Raw genomic sequence first — 15,790 nt, 5'->3', positions numbered from 1 at the left:
TTATCCGCGAATGCGTCAGCAGGGCCAGCGATGTCGTCTGGGCTGGCCCTTTCGCGGGTGAACCCGCTCCCACAGGGATCGAGGATGGCCTTAGAGGTCAGCCAGGGTCGACACCAGGATCGCCTTGATCGTGTGCATGCGATTCTCCGCCTGCTCGAAGGCGATGCACGCCGGCGACTCGAACACGTCATCGGTCACTTCGATGCCGTTGGCCAGGTCCGGGTACTGCTCGGCGATCTGCTTGCCGACCTTGGTCTCGGAGTTGTGGAACGCCGGCAGGCAGTGCATGAACTTGGTGCGTGGGTTGCCGGTGGCCTTCATCAGTTCCTTGTTCACCTGATAGGGCTTGAGCTGTTTGATGCGCTCGCCCCAGGCTTCGATCGGCTCGCCCATCGACACCCAGACGTCGGTGTGGACGAAGTCCACGCCCTTGACCGCGGCTTTCGGGTCTTCGGTCAGGGTGATGCGCGCGCCGCTTTCCTCGGCGTACTTGTGGCAGCGCTCGACCAGGTCGTCATGGGGCCACAGGGCCTTGGGCGCGGCGATGCGCACGTCCATGCCGAGTTTGGCGCCGATCAGCAGCAGCGAGTTGCCCATGTTGTTGCGGGCGTCGCCCAGGTAGGCGTAGCTGATGTCGTGCAGCGGCTTGTCGCTGTGCTCGCGCATGGTCAGCACGTCGGCGATCATCTGGGTCGGGTGGTATTCGTCGGTCAGGCCGTTGAACACCGGCACGCCGGCGAACTTGGCCAGTTCCTCGACGATCTCCTGCTTGAAGCCACGGTACTCGATGGCGTCGTACATGCGCCCGAGCACGCGGGCGGTGTCCTTCATGCTCTCCTTGTGGCCGATCTGCGAGGAGTTGGGGTCGATGTAGGTGACGTTGGCGCCCTGGTCATAGGCGGCGACTTCGAAGGCGCAGCGGGTGCGGGTCGAGGTCTTCTCGAAGATCAGGGCGATGTTGTTGCCCTTCAGGTGCTGCTGCTCGGTGCCGGTGTACTTGGCGCGCTTGAGGTCGCGGGACAGGTCCAGCAGGTAGCGCAGCTCGCGGGTGCTGTGGTGTTCGAGGCTGAGCAGGTTGCGGTTGTGGATATTGAACGCCATGACGGTTCTCCTTGGATTCGGTGAGGTGCCCGGCCGCTGCCTCGTGGGCGCGGCCGGTTTCGATGGGCGTTAGTAGTCGATAGGGTCGCGCACGATCGGGCAGGTCATGCAGTGGCCGCCGCCGCGGCCCCGGCCCAGCTCGCCGGCGCTGATGGTGATGACCTCGATCCCGGCCTTGCGCAGCAGGGTGTTGGTGTAGGTGTTGCGGTCGTAGCCGATGACCACGCCGGGCTCCACGGCCACCACGTTGTTGCCGTCATCCCATTGTTCGCGTTCGGCGGCGAAGCTGTTGCCGCCGGTCTCGACCACGCGCAGCTTGACCCCCAGGTGCTCGCCGACCACTTCGATGAACGACTTGTTCTCGCGGCGCACGTCCATGCCATACGGCTTGCTTTCGTCCGGACGGATGATGAACGGCACGATCTCCTTGACCACTTCCGGGAAGACCGTGACCAGGTCGCGGTCGCAGAAGCTGAACACGGTGTCCAGGTGCATCGCGGCGCGGGATTTCGGCAGGCCGGCGACGATGACTTTCTCCACCGCGCCCTTGGCGAACAGGTTCTGTGCCAGTTGGCCGATGGCCTGGCGCGAGGTGCGCTCGCCCATGCCGATGAGCACGACGCCCTTGCCGATCGGCATCACGTCGCCGCCTTCGAGGGTGGCGTTGCCGTGGTCCTTGTCCGGGTCGCCGTACCAGACCTGGAAGTCGGCGTTGGTGAACTCCTTGTGGAACTTGTAGATGGCGGTGGTCAGCAAGGTTTCCTGGCGTCGCGCCGGCCAGTACATCGGGTTGAGCGTCACGCCGCCGTAGATCCAGCAGGTGGTGTCGCGGGTGAACTGGGTGTTGGGCAGCGGCGGCAGGATGAAGCTGGAGTGGCCCAGGTAGTCGTTGTACATCTTGACCACGCTGGCGCCTTCGCTTTCCGGCAGGTCCTGGCCGGCCACGCCGCCGATCAGGAACTCGGCCAGGTGGCGTGGCTCGAGGCCTTCGAGCCAGCTGCGCACTTCATTGGTGAGGCCGACGCCGACGGTATCGGAGGTGATCTTGCGGTCGAGAATCCACTTCAGTGCGTCGGGCTGCTGGACGATGTCGGTCAGCAGGTTGTGCATCTCCAGCACATCGACGCCGCGCTCGCGCATCTTGGTGACGAAGTCGAAGTGGTCGCGCTTGGCCTGGTCGACCCAGATCACGTCGTCGAACAGCAGTTCGTCGCAGTTGCTCGGGGTCAGGCGCTTGTGCGCCAGGCCCGGGCTGCAGACCATCACTTTGCGCAGCTTGCCGGCTTCGGAATGGACGCCGTATTTCTGTTTCTCAGTGGACATGGTGAATCCTCCTGTAAAGCGAAGACGTGGGGTTCAGAGAGTCAGGAAACCGTCGTACAGGCCGTAGGCCGCCACCAGGGCGCCCGCGACCACGGCGGCGAAGATCAGTTTTTCCACGCTGGTGAAGATCGGTTGGCCGACCTCGCGCTTGGCCTTGGCGAACAGGATCGCGCCAGGGGCGTAGAGCAGGGCCGAGAGCAGCAGGTATTTCACGCCGCCGGCGTACAGCAGCCAGATTGCGTAGAGCAGGGCGATGCCGCCGATGATCAGGTCTTTCTTGCGTTCGGCCAGGGCCTGTTCGTAGGTCTCGTTGCGCCAGGCCAGCAGGAAGGCGTAGGCCGCCGACCACAGGTAAGGCACCAGGATCATCGAGGTGGCGAGGTAGATCAGCGACAGGTAGGTGCTGTTGGAGAACAGGGTGATGACCAGGAAGATCTGCACCATGGCGTTGGTCAGCCACAGGGCGTTGGCCGGCACATGGTTGGCGTTCTCGCGGCGCAGGAACTCCGGCATGGTGTGGTCCTTGGCGGCGGCGAACATGATCTCGGCGCACAGCAGCACCCACGACAGCAGGGCGCCCAGCAGCGAGATGATCAGGCCGACGCTGATCAGCACCGCGCCCCAGTGGCCGACCACGTGTTCCAGCACCGCGGCCATCGATGGGTTCTGCAGCTTGGCCAGCTCCGGTTGGGTCATCACGCCGAGCGACAGCACGTTGACCAGCACCAGGAACAGCAGCACGGTGACGAAGCCGATGACCGTGGCCTTGCCGACGTCGGAGCGTTTTTCCGCACGGGAAGAGAAGATGCTCGCGCCTTCGATGCCGATGAACACCCACACGGTGACCAGCATCATGTTGCGCACCTGGTTCATCACGCTGCCCAGGTCCGGCGTGCCGACGGCCCAGATGTCCGCGGTAAACACATCGAGCTTGAAGGCGAACAGGCAGATCAGCGCGAACAGCGCCAGCGGCACGACCTTGGCCACGGTGGTGACCAGGTTGATGAAGGCGGCTTCCTTGATGCCGCGCAGCACCAGGAAGTGCACCGCCCACAGCAGAACGGAAGCACCGATCACCGCCGCGGGAGTGTTGCCTTCACCGAATACCGGGAAGAAATACCCCAAGGTGCTGAACAGCAGCACGAAGTAGCCGACGTTGCCCAGCCAGGCACTGATCCAGTAGCCCCAGGCCGAGGAGAAACCCATGTAGTCGCCGAAGCCGGCCTTGGCGTAGGCGTATACCCCGCCGTCAAGGTTTGGCTTGCGGTTGGCCAGGGTCTGGAAGACGAAGGCGAGGGTGAGCATGCCCACCGCGGTGATGGCCCAGCCGATCAGCACGGCGCCGACGCCGGCGCTGGCGGCCATGTTCTGCGGCAACGAGAAGATCCCGCCACCGATCATCGAGCCGACGACAAGTGCAACAAGTGCACCTAGTTTTAGTTTTCCGGGAGAATCAGACATTTAACGACTCCGTACCAGGAGAAAGTTGACCTCAGAATAAATCTGACGCCTGGATCATTCGCTGACTTAGATCAGTTCATGCCCGCATGAAGATCAGAAAAATCCTTCACGCGCCTCCTGGAGGATGCCGACAGCTCTGACGCAGGCCTTGTGCGCTGGCACCTCCATGTCCTTCTAGAGCAAACGCTCCGTTTCGCCTGCGAACTGAGAAGTTAGTCCGTTTTGCGGTTTTCGCAAATTTTTCACAGCAAATAGCGATGGGTTTAGACGATCCGCAAAGTAGTCGACTAATGTGATTTTTATTAAGGTGTCGCTATAGACAACATGGTTATGAGTGCTATAGGTTTAATGGCTTTATTTGATAAAAAACTTGTAACAATAATGTCGGCCAATACGTTCACGCGCGCCCGCGCACGAGGAGCCCCATGAGCGAACCGGGACAGAAACTGCGTCTAGGGGCGCTGATCGCGCTGGTGGTCGGCTCGATGATCGGTGGCGGGATCTTCTCGTTGCCGCAGAACATGGCCGCCCGTGCCGATGTCGGGGCGGTGCTGATCGGCTGGGGCATCACCGCGGTGGGGATGCTGGCGCTGGCCTTCGTGTTCCAGACCCTGGCTAACCGCAAGCCGGAGCTGGACTCCGGGGTGTATGCCTACGCCAAGGCCGGCTTTGGTGATTACATGGGTTTCTCCTCGGCTTGGGGCTACTGGATCAGCGCCTGGCTGGGCAACGTCGGCTACTTCGTGCTGCTGTTCAGCACCCTCGGCTTTTACTTTCCAGTGTTCGGCGAAGGCAACACGCCGGTGGCCATCGGCTGCGCCTCGCTGCTGCTGTGGGCGGTGCATTTCCTGGTGCTGCGCGGCATCAAGGAAGCCGCCTTCATCAACCAGGTGACCACCGTGGCCAAGGTCGTGCCGCTGCTGATGTTCATCGTCATCGCCGCCTTCGCCTTTCGCGCCGACATCTTCACCCGCGACATCTGGGGGCTGAGCAATCCGCAGTTCGGCAGCGTGCTGGAGCAGGTGCGCAACATGATGCTGGTGACAGTGTTCGTGTTTATCGGTATCGAGGGCGCGAGTGTCTATTCGGGGCGGGCGCTGCACCGCTCGGACGTGGGCAAGGCCACCGTGGTCGGTTTTCTCGGCGTGCTGGCGCTGCTGGTGTTGGTCAACGTGCTGTCGCTGGGGGTGATGACCCAGCCGGAGCTGGCTGGCTTGCAGAACCCCTCGCTGGCCTCGGTGCTGGAGCATATCGTCGGGCCCTGGGGGGCGCTGTTGATCAGCATCGGCCTGGCGGTGTCGCTGCTTGGGGCATTGCTGTCGTGGGCGCTGCTGTGCGCCGAGATCCTCTATGCCACCGCCCGGGACAAGACCATGCCGCGCTTCCTGGCGCGGGAGAACGCCAACCAGGTACCGGCCAACGCGCTATGGCTGACCAATGTGATGATCCAGGGCTTCCTGCTGATCACGCTGTTCTCGGCGGGGACCTACACCAGCCTGATCTACCTGGCGTCGTCGATGATCCTGGTGCCGTATTTCTGGTCGGCGGCCTACGCCGTGCTGCTGGCCTGGCGTGGCGAAGGCTACCAGGGACAGGCGGGGCTGCGGCGCAAGGACCTGCTGGTGGCGGCGGTCGCGCTGCTGTACGCGGTCTGGCTGCTGTATGCCGGTGGGCTCAAGTACGTGTTGCTGTCGGCGCTGCTGTATGCGCCCGGGGTGATCCTGTTCGCCCGGGCCAAGCGCGAGCAGGGGCAGGTGCTGTTCAGCGCGTGGGAGAAACTGATCTTCGCGGCGGTGCTGGCGGGGGCGGGGCTGGCGGCGTATGCCCTGTACTCGGGGTTGTTGAGCCTTTGACCTTGCAGGTGCCGACTCAACGGCGGTGTCCTTTGGCGCTGTGGCGCAAATGAATCAACCTTGCAGTTCGACGGCGCCTGGTGGCGTCGGACGTTCCGGGCGCGACCAGATCCACAGGTTGCCCAGGGTCATGCCGGCGATGGCGAGGAACACCGGCCAGTGGTGTTCGAGCACGGTCAGCATCAGGCCGGCGCAAAGCAGCATGCTGATGGTCGCGCTGACCTTGGCGCGGCGCTGGATCACCTTGCCGTTGCGCCAATTGTAGAGGATCGGGCCGAACAGCCGGTGGTTCTCCAGCCAGGCGGACAGGCGCGGCGAGCTGCGGGTCGCGGCCCAGGCGGCGAGGAGGATGAATTCGGTGGTGGGCAGCCCGGGAATGACGATGGCCACGAGGCCAATGCCCAGGCTGACATAGGCCAGGATCGCGTAGAGCAGGCGGGACAGTTTCGAGCGGGCGATTCGGGTCATGGTCTCACTGCAACGGTGTGGCCGCCCGCAGGCGGCCGGGTAAAGCGTGTCAGGCCAGCGCGGCGTCGGCGGCGTAGGCATGCTTGAGCAGCTCGGTGAAGCGCTCGAAGGCGGCGACCGCGCCACGCTCGGCGGCGGCGTCTTCCTCGGGCGACAGGTCCAGGCTGTCGAGGATGCGGGTGAACTGCTTCCAGCCTTCGGCACGGCCACCGGCCGGTTCGCCCAGGTGACGGGCACCGAAGGTCTCGGACAGCTCCAGGGCCACGGCGCGCTTGATCAGGAACGCGGCGCCCAGTTTGGAGCCTTCGGAGACGAAGATCCAGCCCAGGGCCTCGCCCAGGCTTGGCTTGCCCAGGGCGCCGGCGAAGGGCGCGGGCACTTCGGTGTCGAGGTCGGCCAGGTCCAGGCGGGCCTGATCGGCGCGGCAGCGCGCGGCCAGGTCCGGCACGATGGCGATCAGTTGCGGATCGGTGTACAGCGCCTGCAGCTCGGACTGGAACAGGTACTGGGCAACCACGAAGCGGGCGAAGCTTTCACGGCTGTCGAACGGCTTGTGCGATTTGACCAGGGCGTCCAGCTCGGTGTGCGGGGCGTGGGTGACCTGGTTCAGGCGCTGGGAGCGCAGGGCGGCGCGTTCGGTGGAAGGGGCGGTCATGGGGGCATCCTTGGAAAATGGGGCTGTCTAGTGACAAGACGAAAAGGAAGACGCGGGACAGTAAAAAAACCTCACCTGCGAAGTGAAATCATTCGCAAAACGTGTTTGCTGCTATTCGCGGGTAAACCCGCTCCCACAGGTCTTGCGAGCGACGCGGAACCTGTGGGAGCGGGTTTACCCGCGAAGAAAACAGCGACGGTGTTGGGTCCAGGCCTCAGATATCCCACACCAGGTTGATGGCGAAGTTGCGCCCCGGCGCGGTCAGGCGGTCCAGGTTGGCCGGCTGGGTGACGGCAGCTTCGCCCACACCGTTCTGGTCACCGACCATGGCGTACTTGCGCACGTCGTCCCACTGCCAGTACTTCTTGTCGGCCAGGTTGTACACGCCGCCGTTGATGGTCAGGTCGTCGGTGATCCGGTAGAAGCCGGTCAGGTCCAGCACGCCGTAGCCGGGCGTGCGGAAGTTCGAGCTGGAACCGTCGGGGGCGAAGAACTTGGTATCGTCCACGCGGTTCTTGCGCTTGACCACGGTCCAGCTGAGCTGGGTGCCATAGTCGATCTGCTCGTAGCCCAGGCCGAACACGCCGGTCAGCGGGTTGACGCTGTTCAGCGGTTGGCCGGTGTCGTCGTTGCGCCCGTAGGCATAGGCGATGGAGCCGACGGTGTACAGGCCTTCAGGCGCGCCGAAGCGGTCCAGGTTGAGGCGGCCCTTGACTTCGGCGCCCTTGATGGTGGCGTGCTTGATGTTGTTGGCCTGGAAGGAGGTCCCCAGGTTGGTCGACTGCACGGCCTCTTCGTTGATGAAATCGCGGTACTTGTTGTAAAACACCGCGACATCGAAGTTGCCGGCGTCGAAGTTGCCACGCAGGCCGGTTTCGTAGCTCTTGCTCTTCTCCGGCTCCAGCCCCGGGTTAGGCTCGACCACATAGCCGCCGGCGAGGTTTTCGAAGCGGCCCCAGATCGCCTTGGCGCTCGGCGTGCGGAAACCTTCGGCGTACTGCCCGTACCAGGTGTAGTTGTCGTTGAAGGCATAGGTCACGCCCAGCTTGGGCGATACGCGGTGCCATTTCTTGTCGTCGTCGTTCAGACGGCTTTGCCCGGTGGGGCTGGTGCTCTGCACACCGCGCAGGTATTCGGCGGTCATCTTCGGATCGATGCGGGTGTAGTCGTAGCGAGCGCCCGGCAGGAAGGTCCAGTTGTTCCAGCGGATCTCGTCCTGGGCGAACAGGCTGTAGGTATTGACGGTCGGATCCGGGAAGTCGCTGACCGGTGCCGGGGTGTCGGCCGGGCTGATCTGGCCGATGAATCGGCAGGCGCCGCCCACCACCAGGCAGGTGCCCTTGCCGGTGCGCAGGCCGGTGATCTTTTCGTGCTTGAGCGTGGTGCCGTAAGTGAGCAGGTGGTCGGTTTCACCGATGCGGAACGCCTTGTCCAGCTGGGCATCAAGCACCCATTGGCGGTCCTTGTAGGTGGTGTCGCGTTCGCGCAGCACCGTGCGGCTGAACGGGAAGTAGATTTCCGAGGTTGCCTGGTCGGTCTTGGCGATCTGGTAGTTCAGGCTCCACTTGACGTGGTCGGCGACCAGCGAGTCCAGGCCGAATTCATGATTGATGCCGAAACGCTCGCGGGTGACAGTGTCGTTGCCGGTGCGGCTGCGGTACATGCCCAGGGGCGAGCCGCCGTTGAACGGCCCACCTACCGCACTGAGGATGTTCTGGTCGCGATCATCCTTGTAGTGCTCGTAGGTCAGCCCGAACCGCGCGTCGTCGGCGTAGTTCCAGCCCAGCTTGGCCAGTACGTTGGTGGTGCGAACGTCTTCAGGGTTGGCTTTGGTCCGGTTGATGCCGGCACCGCCATGCCCGCCATAGGACTCGGTCTCGTGGCCATTGCGCTGGCTCAGGTGTAGCAGGCCGTCGAAGTCACCCTGGCGGCCCGCTACGGTGGCCGAGGTCAGCCAGCTTTCGTCGGCGGAACTGTAGCCGGTCTTCAGGCGTGCGCCGACATCCTTGCCAGGCTTGATGATGTCTTCCGGGTCGAGGGTGTAGTAGCTCACTGCGCCGCCAATGGCGTTGCTGCCGTACAGCACGGAGGCCGGGCCGCGCAGGATCTCCACGCGCTTGACGATCTCGGGGTCGACATAGTTGCGCTGGGTCTGGGCGTAGGGGCCGTTGAAGAAGCTGTCGGGAATCGACACGCCGTCCACCTGGGTCAGCACCCGGTCGCCATCGATACCGCGGATGTTGTAGCCGTTCAGGCCGCTGCGCTGGCCGGTGCCGGACACCGACACACCGGGCTCATAGCGCACCAGCTGCTTGATGTCGTTGACGTTCTGCCGGTCCAGCTGCTCGCGGGTCTGCACGCTGACGGTGCTCGGCACCTGGCTGACATCCTGGGCGCTGCGGGTGGCGCTGACGGTCACCTGTTGCAGGGCGATGGTGTTGCCGGCGGACTGGCGCTCGAGCACCACGTTGCCGTTGCCGATCTTGCGGTAGCCCAGGCCGGTGCCGCGCAGCAGGCGCTGCAGCGCGGCCTCTGGTGCCAGCGAGCCCTGCACGCCCGGCGAGGCCACGCCCTCGGCCAGCTCGGCGCTGAAGCCGACCTGCCAGCCGGTCACCTTGCTGAACGCGTTGATGGCCTCGACCAGTGGCTGCTGGGTGATGGCGAAGCGGTAGTCGCCCATGCGCGGGCTGCTCGCCTGGGCCGGTTCCACGGCCAGTGCCGGCAGGCTGCAGGCGCCGCTGGCGAGCAGGGCCAGGGTCAACAGGGACAATTGCCCGCGACGGCGGGAAGAAGAGGACGGGCGGGTCTGACCTGTGGGCATCGAAAGCGCTCCCTGTCGCGCGTGAGTTATAAGCGGTGCTTGTTCTTGTTTTCGAACGAGAATCAATCGTATTGGCTATAACGAGACGGGCGAGACAGGGCGATCGCGTAAAAAAACTTACAGGGTCAGTTCAAAATGACTACGGCAGGGTATTCGTGCAGTTGCGCTGAGGTGATGTGGGCGAGGGCGCGCAACGTTTCCAGCGGCTGGTCAAGGCGGTAGTTGCCGGTGACCGCGACCTGCTCCAGGTGGGTGTTGCGGTTGATGATCCACCCCGGGTAGTAGCGGCGGACTTCCGCGAGCACCTGGCTCAGCGGGCAGTTCTCGAACACCAGGCGGCCTTCGATCCAGGCCAGGTCCTTGCTCATGTCGGGGCGCTGGCGCTGGCCGAAGCCCTTGGGACCGACGCTGATACTGTCGCCGGCGCTCAGGCGGATGCGTTGGTCGCTCGCGGCCTGCAGGTCGACATCGCCGCGCTGCACCCGCACCTGGGCCTCGCCATCGAGGTAACGCACGGCGAAGTCGGTGTCGCGCACGCTGGCGCGCAACGGGCCGGCCTGGACTTCCAGGGGCGGCTGGCTGGTGTTGGATACCTGGAAGTACGCCTCGCCCTGAAGCAGGCGGGCGACCTTGCGGCCTTCGCGCTCGTCGCTGGCGAAGGCCGAATTGGTATTGAGCAGCACCTTGGCACCCGGGTCCAACTCCAGGCGCTGTCGCTCGCCGACCACAGTCAGGTGGTCGGCCTGCAGGCGCACCGGCAGGTTGCCGAAGGTGAACAGCCCGACCAGCAGCACGGCAGCGGTGGCCAGCGGCTTCCAGTGGCTGCGCAGGCGCCCGGCGAGCGAGCGCTTGCGGCTGTGCTGCAGCTGGCCGGCGGCCTGGCGCAGCGAGGCGCCGTTCCACAGCGCTTCGGCCTCGACATAGGCCTCGGCGTTCTCCGGCTTGGCCCCCAGCCAGTGCTCGAAGGCGCGGGTATCGTCTTCGCTGGCGCACTGCAGGCGGATCAACCAGTCCAGCGCCTCCTCGCGGGCACGGGCGCGGGCATCAGGCTCGGCGGGTGACGGGCGAGGTGTGGGGCGGTCGGTCACGGGGGATCCTTGCGAGGGGCTTTTTTTGCGCATGATCAGTGCAGACCCGGTCCATGGCAAGGGCTTTGCGCGGGTCAGCGGCGAGAGGTCGCATCACTGGTGACGATCGGCCACGCCCATGCAGATGGCCATGATCAGTTTCAGCTCCTTCTGCACCGTGCTGGCCGAGACTTTCAGCTGCTCGGCGATTTCCAGGTAGCTGGCGCCGTGCAGGCGGCTGAGGATGAAGATGCGCTGCTGGCGCTCGCTGAGCTGGCCGAGGCTGACGCTCAGGTGCTTGAGCAACTGTTCGGCGTGGGCGGCGTCCTCGCTGCTGGCCGAAGGGGCGGCGACATTGTGCAGGACCTGTTCGGGCACGTCGTCCACCAGCGTGCGCGCCTGCACCCTGCGTGCGCGCAGGTGGTCCAGGGCCAGGTTGCGGGCAGTCTGGAAAACGAAGGGCTCGAGGTGCTCGATCGGCCGCTCGCCCAGGGCGCGGGTGACCCGCAGGTAGGTTTCCTGCAGCAGGTCCTCGGCGGTGCTGGGGTTGCCCACCATGCGCTGCAAGGTGCGCAGCAGGGTGAGGCGCTGGTTGAGGAACACTGAGTTGAACCGGGACTGACTCACGGGGAAACCTGGTCGCTTTTCGGGTTAATGATAATGCTTATCATCCATGCTCGGGGTCAAGCGCGAAAATGTCACGAACAGGTAAATATTGCGGCTAGCGCGGCTCGTGTAGGAGCGGCCTTGTGCCGCGAAAGGGCCGCGAAGCGGCCCCAGGATTTCAGAGTCGATGCAACAAGAGCTGGGGCCGCTTTGCGGCCCTTTCGCGGCACAAGGCCGCTCCTACAGGAGATCGTGCAAAACTTCACCTGGCGTTGAACAACGCCAGGCAGTTGTCCAGCATGCGGTTGGAGAAGCCCCATTCGTTGTCGTACCAGGCCAGCACCTTGAGCATGCGCCCGTTGGCGCGGGTGTGGTTGGCGTCGAAGATCGACGACAGCGGGTTGTGGTTGAAGTCGCACGACACCAGCGGCAGGGCGTTGTAGCCCAGCACGCGCGAGTGGCGGCTGGCCTCGAGGAACAGCTGGTTGACTTCGTCGGCGCTGGCCTCGCGCTTGAGGTTGACCGTGAGGTCGACCAGCGACACGTTGATCACCGGCACCCGCACGGCCATGCCGGTGAGCTTGCCGGCCAGTTCCGGCAACACCAGGCCCACCGCCTCGGCGGCGCCGGTCTTGCTCGGGATCATCGACTGGGTGGCCGAGCGGGCGCGGTATGGATCGCCGTGGTAGACGTCGGTGAGCACCTGGTCGTTGGTGTAGGCGTGGATGGTGGTCATCAGGCCTTGCTCGATGCCGAACTCGCGGTGCAGCACCTGGGCGATCGGCGCCAGGCAGTTGGTGGTGCACGAGGCGTTGGAGATGATCTGGTGCGAGGCGCGCAGCACATCGTGGTTGACCCCGTACACCACGGTGGCGTCGGCGCCCTTGGCCGGCGCGCTGACGATCACCTTGGCGGCGCCGGCCGTCAGGTGGGCGGCGGCCTTGGCGCGTTCGGTGAACAGCCCGGTGCATTCGAACACCACGTCGATGGCCAGGGTCTTCCAGGGCAGTTCGGCGGGATTGCGGATGGCGCTGACGGCGATGCGGTCGCCATTGACGGTGAGGCTTTCATGGTCGGCCTCGACAGTGGCGTCGAAGGTGCCGTGGACGCTGTCGTACTTGAGCAGATGGGCGTTCATCGCGCTGTCGCCCAGGTCGTTGATGGCGACGACCTGCAGGTCCTGGCGGTAGCCCTGCGTGTACAGTGCGCGCAGGACGTTGCGTCCGATGCGGCCGAATCCGTTGATGGCGATGCGTAGGGTCATGACGTTACCTCTGGCAGTCGGGTGAAGCCTGTGGCACAAAGAGCAGCTTCACTGAAACGGTTTTGTTGTTGGAATTACAAGATTATTCACCGAGAGATAGAAAACAAGCCTTTTTGCTGGCAGTATTTTGTTTAAACATACAACGAGTGGTTGGCAGTGCCGTCGCAAACGGACCAGAAGCCTCTATCCAGAGCCTAGGTCGCAATCGTTTGGAGGGACAGTCCCTGGTAAAACCGCCCTTACCGTTAGCCTGGAGTCCAGTACATGCATCCGCGCATCCTTGAGGTCACCGAACGGCTGATCGCCCGCAGCCGCCGTACCCGTGAACGCTACCTTGAGCTGATCCGTGGGGCGGCCAGTGACGGACCCATGCGCGCCAGCCTGCAGTGCGCCAACTTCGCCCATGGCGTGGCCGGCTGTGGCGGCGAGGACAAGCAGACCCTGCGCCTGATGAACGCCGCCAACGTGGCCATCGTCTCCGCCTACAACGACATGCTCTCGGCGCACCAGCCGTACCAGCACTTTCCCGAGCAGATCAAGCAGGCCCTGCGCGAAGTCGGCTCGGTCGGTCAGTTCGCCGGCGGCGTGCCAGCCATGTGCGATGGCGTCACCCAGGGCGAGCCGGGCATGGAGCTGGCCATCGCCAGCCGCGAAGTGATCGCCATGTCCACCGCCATCGCCCTGTCGCACAACATGTTCGACGCCGCCCTGATGCTGGGCATCTGCGACAAGATCGTCCCCGGCCTGATGATGGGCGCGCTGCGCTTCGGTCACCTGCCGACCGTCTTCGTGCCAGGCGGGCCGATGGTCTCGGGCATCTCCAACAAGGAGAAGGCCGATGTGCGCCAGCGCTACGCCGAGGGCAAGGCCACCCGCGAGCAACTGCTCGAATCGGAAATGAAGAGCTACCACGGCCCGGGCACCTGCACCTTCTACGGCACCGCCAACACCAACCAGCTGGTGATGGAGGTGATGGGCCTGCACCTGCCGGGCGCCTCGTTCGTCAATCCCTACACGCCGCTGCGCGACGCCCTTACCGCCGAGGCCGCGCGCCAGGTCACGCGGATGACCAAGGCCAGCGGCAACTTCATGCCGATTGGCGAGATTGTCGACGAGAAGGCGCTGGTCAACTCGATCGTCGCCCTGCACGCCACCGGCGGCTCGACCAACCACACCCTGCACATCCCGGCCATCGCCCAGGCCGCCGGCATCCAGCTGACCTGGCAGGACATGGCTGACCTGTCCGAGGTGGTGCCGACGCTGTCCCACGTCTATCCGAACGGCAAAGCCGACATCAACCACTTCCAGGCCTCCGGCGGCATGGCGTTCCTCATTCGCGAGCTGCTCGACGCGGGCCTGCTGCACGAGGACGTCAACACCGTGGCCGGGCATGGCCTGCGCCGCTACACCCAGGAGCCGTTCCTCGAGGATGGCCGACTGGTGTGGCGCGAAGGTCCGAAGGACAGCCTCGACGAAAGCATCCTGCGCCCGGTGGCGCGGCCGTTCTCCGCCGAGGGCGGCCTGCGGGTCATGGAGGGCAACCTGGGGCGCGGCGTGATGAAGGTGTCGGCGGTGGCGCCGGAGCATCGCGTGGTCGAGGCGCCCGCCCGGGTGTTCCACGACCAGCAGGCGCTGGCCGATGCGTTCAAGGCCGGCGAACTGGAGCGCGACTTCGTCGCCGTGGTGCGCTTCCAGGGGCCGCGCTGCAACGGCATGCCCGAGTTGCACAAGCTGACACCCTTCCTCGGCGTGCTGCAGGACCGCGGCTTCAAGGTGGCGCTGGTCACCGACGGGCGCATGTCCGGGGCCTCGGGCAAGATCCCGGCGGCCATCCACGTGTGCCCGGAGGCTTTCGACGGCGGCCCGCTGGCGCGAGTGCGCGATGGTGATATCGTGCGCGTCGATGGTGCCGAAGGCACGCTGCGGATCATGGTCTCGGCCGAGGAACTGGCCAGCCGTGAGCTGCCCGAGCCGCCCACGGGCAACGACCTGGGCTGCGGGCGCGAGCTGTTCGGCTTCATGCGCGTGGCGTTCAGTTCCGCCGAACAGGGCGCGAGCGCCTTCACCTCGGCCCTGGAGAACCTCAAATGAAGGCCTTGCTGGTCGGCGACATCGGTGGCACCAACGCACGTTTTGCCTTGTGGCGCGACAACGAGCTGCAGGCGGTCCAGGTGCTGGCCACCGCCGACTACACCAGCCCCGAGCAGGCCATCGAGGCCTACCTCGCCGACCAGGGCATCGCCCGTGGCGGCCTGGCGGCGGTGTGCCTGGCGGTGGCCGGTCCCGTGGACGGCGACGAATTCCGCTTCACCAACAACCACTGGCGCCTGAGCCGCAGCGCGTTCTGCCAGACGCTGCAGGTCGAGCGCCTGTTGCTGATCAACGATTTTTCCGCCATGGCCCTGGGCATGACCCGGCTGCGCGACGGTGAGTTCCGCGAGGTCTGCGCAGGCCTCGCCGACCCGTCGCGTCCGGCGCTGGTGATCGGCCCCGGCACCGGCCTGGGTGTGGGCAGCCTGCTGCGCCTGGGCGAGCACTGGCTGGCGCTGCCGGGGGAGGGCGGGCATGTCGACCTGCCGGTGGGCAATGCCCGCGAGGCGGCGATCCATCAGGAGATTCACCGGCAGATCGGCCATGTCAGCGCCGAGACGGTGCTCAGCGGCGGTGGGCTGGTGCGCTTGTACCAGGCGATCTGCGCGCTCGACGGCGCCACGCCGACGCACAAGACCCCGGCGCAGATCACCGACGCGGCCCTGGCCGGCGAGCCCCGGGCACTGGCGGTGATCGAGCAGTTCTGCCGCTTCCTCGGGCGGGTGGCAGGCAACAACGTGCTCACCCTGGGCGCCCGGGGTGGGGTCTACATTGTCGGCGGGGTGATTCCGCGTTTCGCCGAGTTGTTCCTGGGCAGCGGATTCGCTGCGAGTTTCGCCGACAAGGGCTGTATGAGCGGCTACTTCGCCGGGGTGCCGGTCTGGTTGGTGACGGCGGAGTTTTCCGGGTTGCTGGGGGCGGGGGTGGCCTTGCAACAGGCGTTGGATCATTGATCGCTGGGGCCGCTTCGCGGCCCTTTCGCGGCGCAAGGCCGCTCCTACAGTTGATTGCGTAGCCTTTGTAGGAGCGGCCTTGCGCCGCGAAAGGGCTGCGAAGCAGCCCCACAGCAGACATAAAGAT

Annotated in this window: 12 protein-coding genes; 3 read left to right on the top strand and 9 right to left on the bottom strand. The window is 65.1% G+C overall.

Features of this window, described 5'->3' with window-relative positions:
• Window positions 1-90: 90 nt before the first annotated feature.
• From NMG10_RS16535 to arcD (NMG10_RS16525), 3 genes are all read right to left on the bottom strand, one after another.
• A complete protein-coding gene (locus NMG10_RS16535) occupies window positions 91-1,101 on the bottom strand; it encodes an ornithine carbamoyltransferase (protein WP_110738301.1) in 1,011 nt (336 codons plus the stop codon).
• A gap of 69 nt (window positions 1,102-1,170) precedes the next feature.
• Entirely contained in the window at window positions 1,171-2,424 is a 1,254-nt protein-coding gene (arcA, locus tag NMG10_RS16530; protein ID WP_186713869.1) for an arginine deiminase, read from the bottom strand.
• Window positions 2,425-2,457: 33 nt separating this feature from the next.
• Complete coding sequence (gene arcD / locus NMG10_RS16525) at window positions 2,458-3,885, bottom strand: arginine-ornithine antiporter (RefSeq protein WP_203650898.1); 1,428 nt, start codon at window positions 3,883-3,885, stop codon at window positions 2,458-2,460.
• A gap of 425 nt (window positions 3,886-4,310) precedes the next feature.
• Between arcD (NMG10_RS16525) and arcD (NMG10_RS16520) the strand changes: the two genes are divergently transcribed.
• Window positions 4,311-5,738, top strand: coding sequence for an arginine-ornithine antiporter (arcD, locus tag NMG10_RS16520; RefSeq protein WP_254464736.1), 1,428 nt, complete (start codon window positions 4,311-4,313; stop codon window positions 5,736-5,738).
• Window positions 5,739-5,792: 54 nt separating this feature from the next.
• Here the strand turns inward: arcD (NMG10_RS16520) and NMG10_RS16515 are convergent, their stop codons facing one another.
• The 6 genes from NMG10_RS16515 to gap all read right to left on the bottom strand — a co-directional run bounded on the left by NMG10_RS16515 (window position 5,793) and on the right by gap (window position 12,619).
• The gene (locus NMG10_RS16515) at window positions 5,793-6,206 is read right to left on the bottom strand and encodes a YbaN family protein (RefSeq protein WP_028691980.1); all 414 of its coding nucleotides are present in this window, start codon (window positions 6,204-6,206) and stop codon (window positions 5,793-5,795) included.
• Between the two features lie 49 nt (window positions 6,207-6,255).
• Window positions 6,256-6,861: a biliverdin-producing heme oxygenase gene (locus NMG10_RS16510; RefSeq protein WP_254464735.1), complete on the bottom strand. Its 606-nt coding sequence runs from the start codon at window positions 6,859-6,861 to the stop codon at window positions 6,256-6,258.
• Window positions 6,862-7,075: 214 nt separating this feature from the next.
• Entirely contained in the window at window positions 7,076-9,682 is a 2,607-nt protein-coding gene (locus tag NMG10_RS16505) for a TonB-dependent receptor (RefSeq protein ID WP_254464734.1), read from the bottom strand.
• 125 nt (window positions 9,683-9,807) lie between these two features.
• Window positions 9,808-10,770, bottom strand: a complete 963-nt coding sequence (locus NMG10_RS16500; RefSeq protein ID WP_254464733.1) for a FecR domain-containing protein — start codon at window positions 10,768-10,770, stop codon at window positions 9,808-9,810.
• A 93-nt stretch (window positions 10,771-10,863) separates the two neighbouring features.
• Window positions 10,864-11,376 carry an RNA polymerase sigma factor gene (locus tag NMG10_RS16495; protein WP_254464732.1) on the bottom strand — a complete coding sequence of 171 codons (513 nt, stop codon included), beginning with the start codon at window positions 11,374-11,376 and terminating at the stop codon, window positions 10,864-10,866.
• Between the two features lie 241 nt (window positions 11,377-11,617).
• The gene (gene gap / locus NMG10_RS16490; protein WP_234561709.1) at window positions 11,618-12,619 is read right to left on the bottom strand and encodes a type I glyceraldehyde-3-phosphate dehydrogenase; all 1,002 of its coding nucleotides are present in this window, start codon (window positions 12,617-12,619) and stop codon (window positions 11,618-11,620) included.
• A gap of 264 nt (window positions 12,620-12,883) precedes the next feature.
• On the opposite strand from gap, the gene edd reads away from it, so the two are divergent.
• Together edd and NMG10_RS16480 are read left to right on the top strand one after the other, a co-directional pair.
• A complete protein-coding gene (gene edd / locus NMG10_RS16485; protein ID WP_203650925.1) occupies window positions 12,884-14,710 on the top strand; it encodes a phosphogluconate dehydratase in 1,827 nt (608 codons plus the stop codon).
• Window positions 14,707-15,663, top strand: a complete 957-nt coding sequence (locus tag NMG10_RS16480; protein ID WP_234561707.1) for a glucokinase — start codon at window positions 14,707-14,709, stop codon at window positions 15,661-15,663. The genes edd and NMG10_RS16480 overlap by 4 nt, the downstream gene beginning before the upstream one ends.
• Window positions 15,664-15,790 lie beyond the last annotated feature (127 nt).

This window comes from Pseudomonas sp. DVZ6 (genome assembly GCF_024259445.1).
GTDB classification, from domain to species: Bacteria; Pseudomonadota; Gammaproteobacteria; order Pseudomonadales; family Pseudomonadaceae; genus Aquipseudomonas; species Aquipseudomonas peradeniyensis.
The sequence above is the reverse complement of the archived record's forward strand: the minus strand, read 5'-3'. Positions and strand labels throughout refer to the sequence as shown.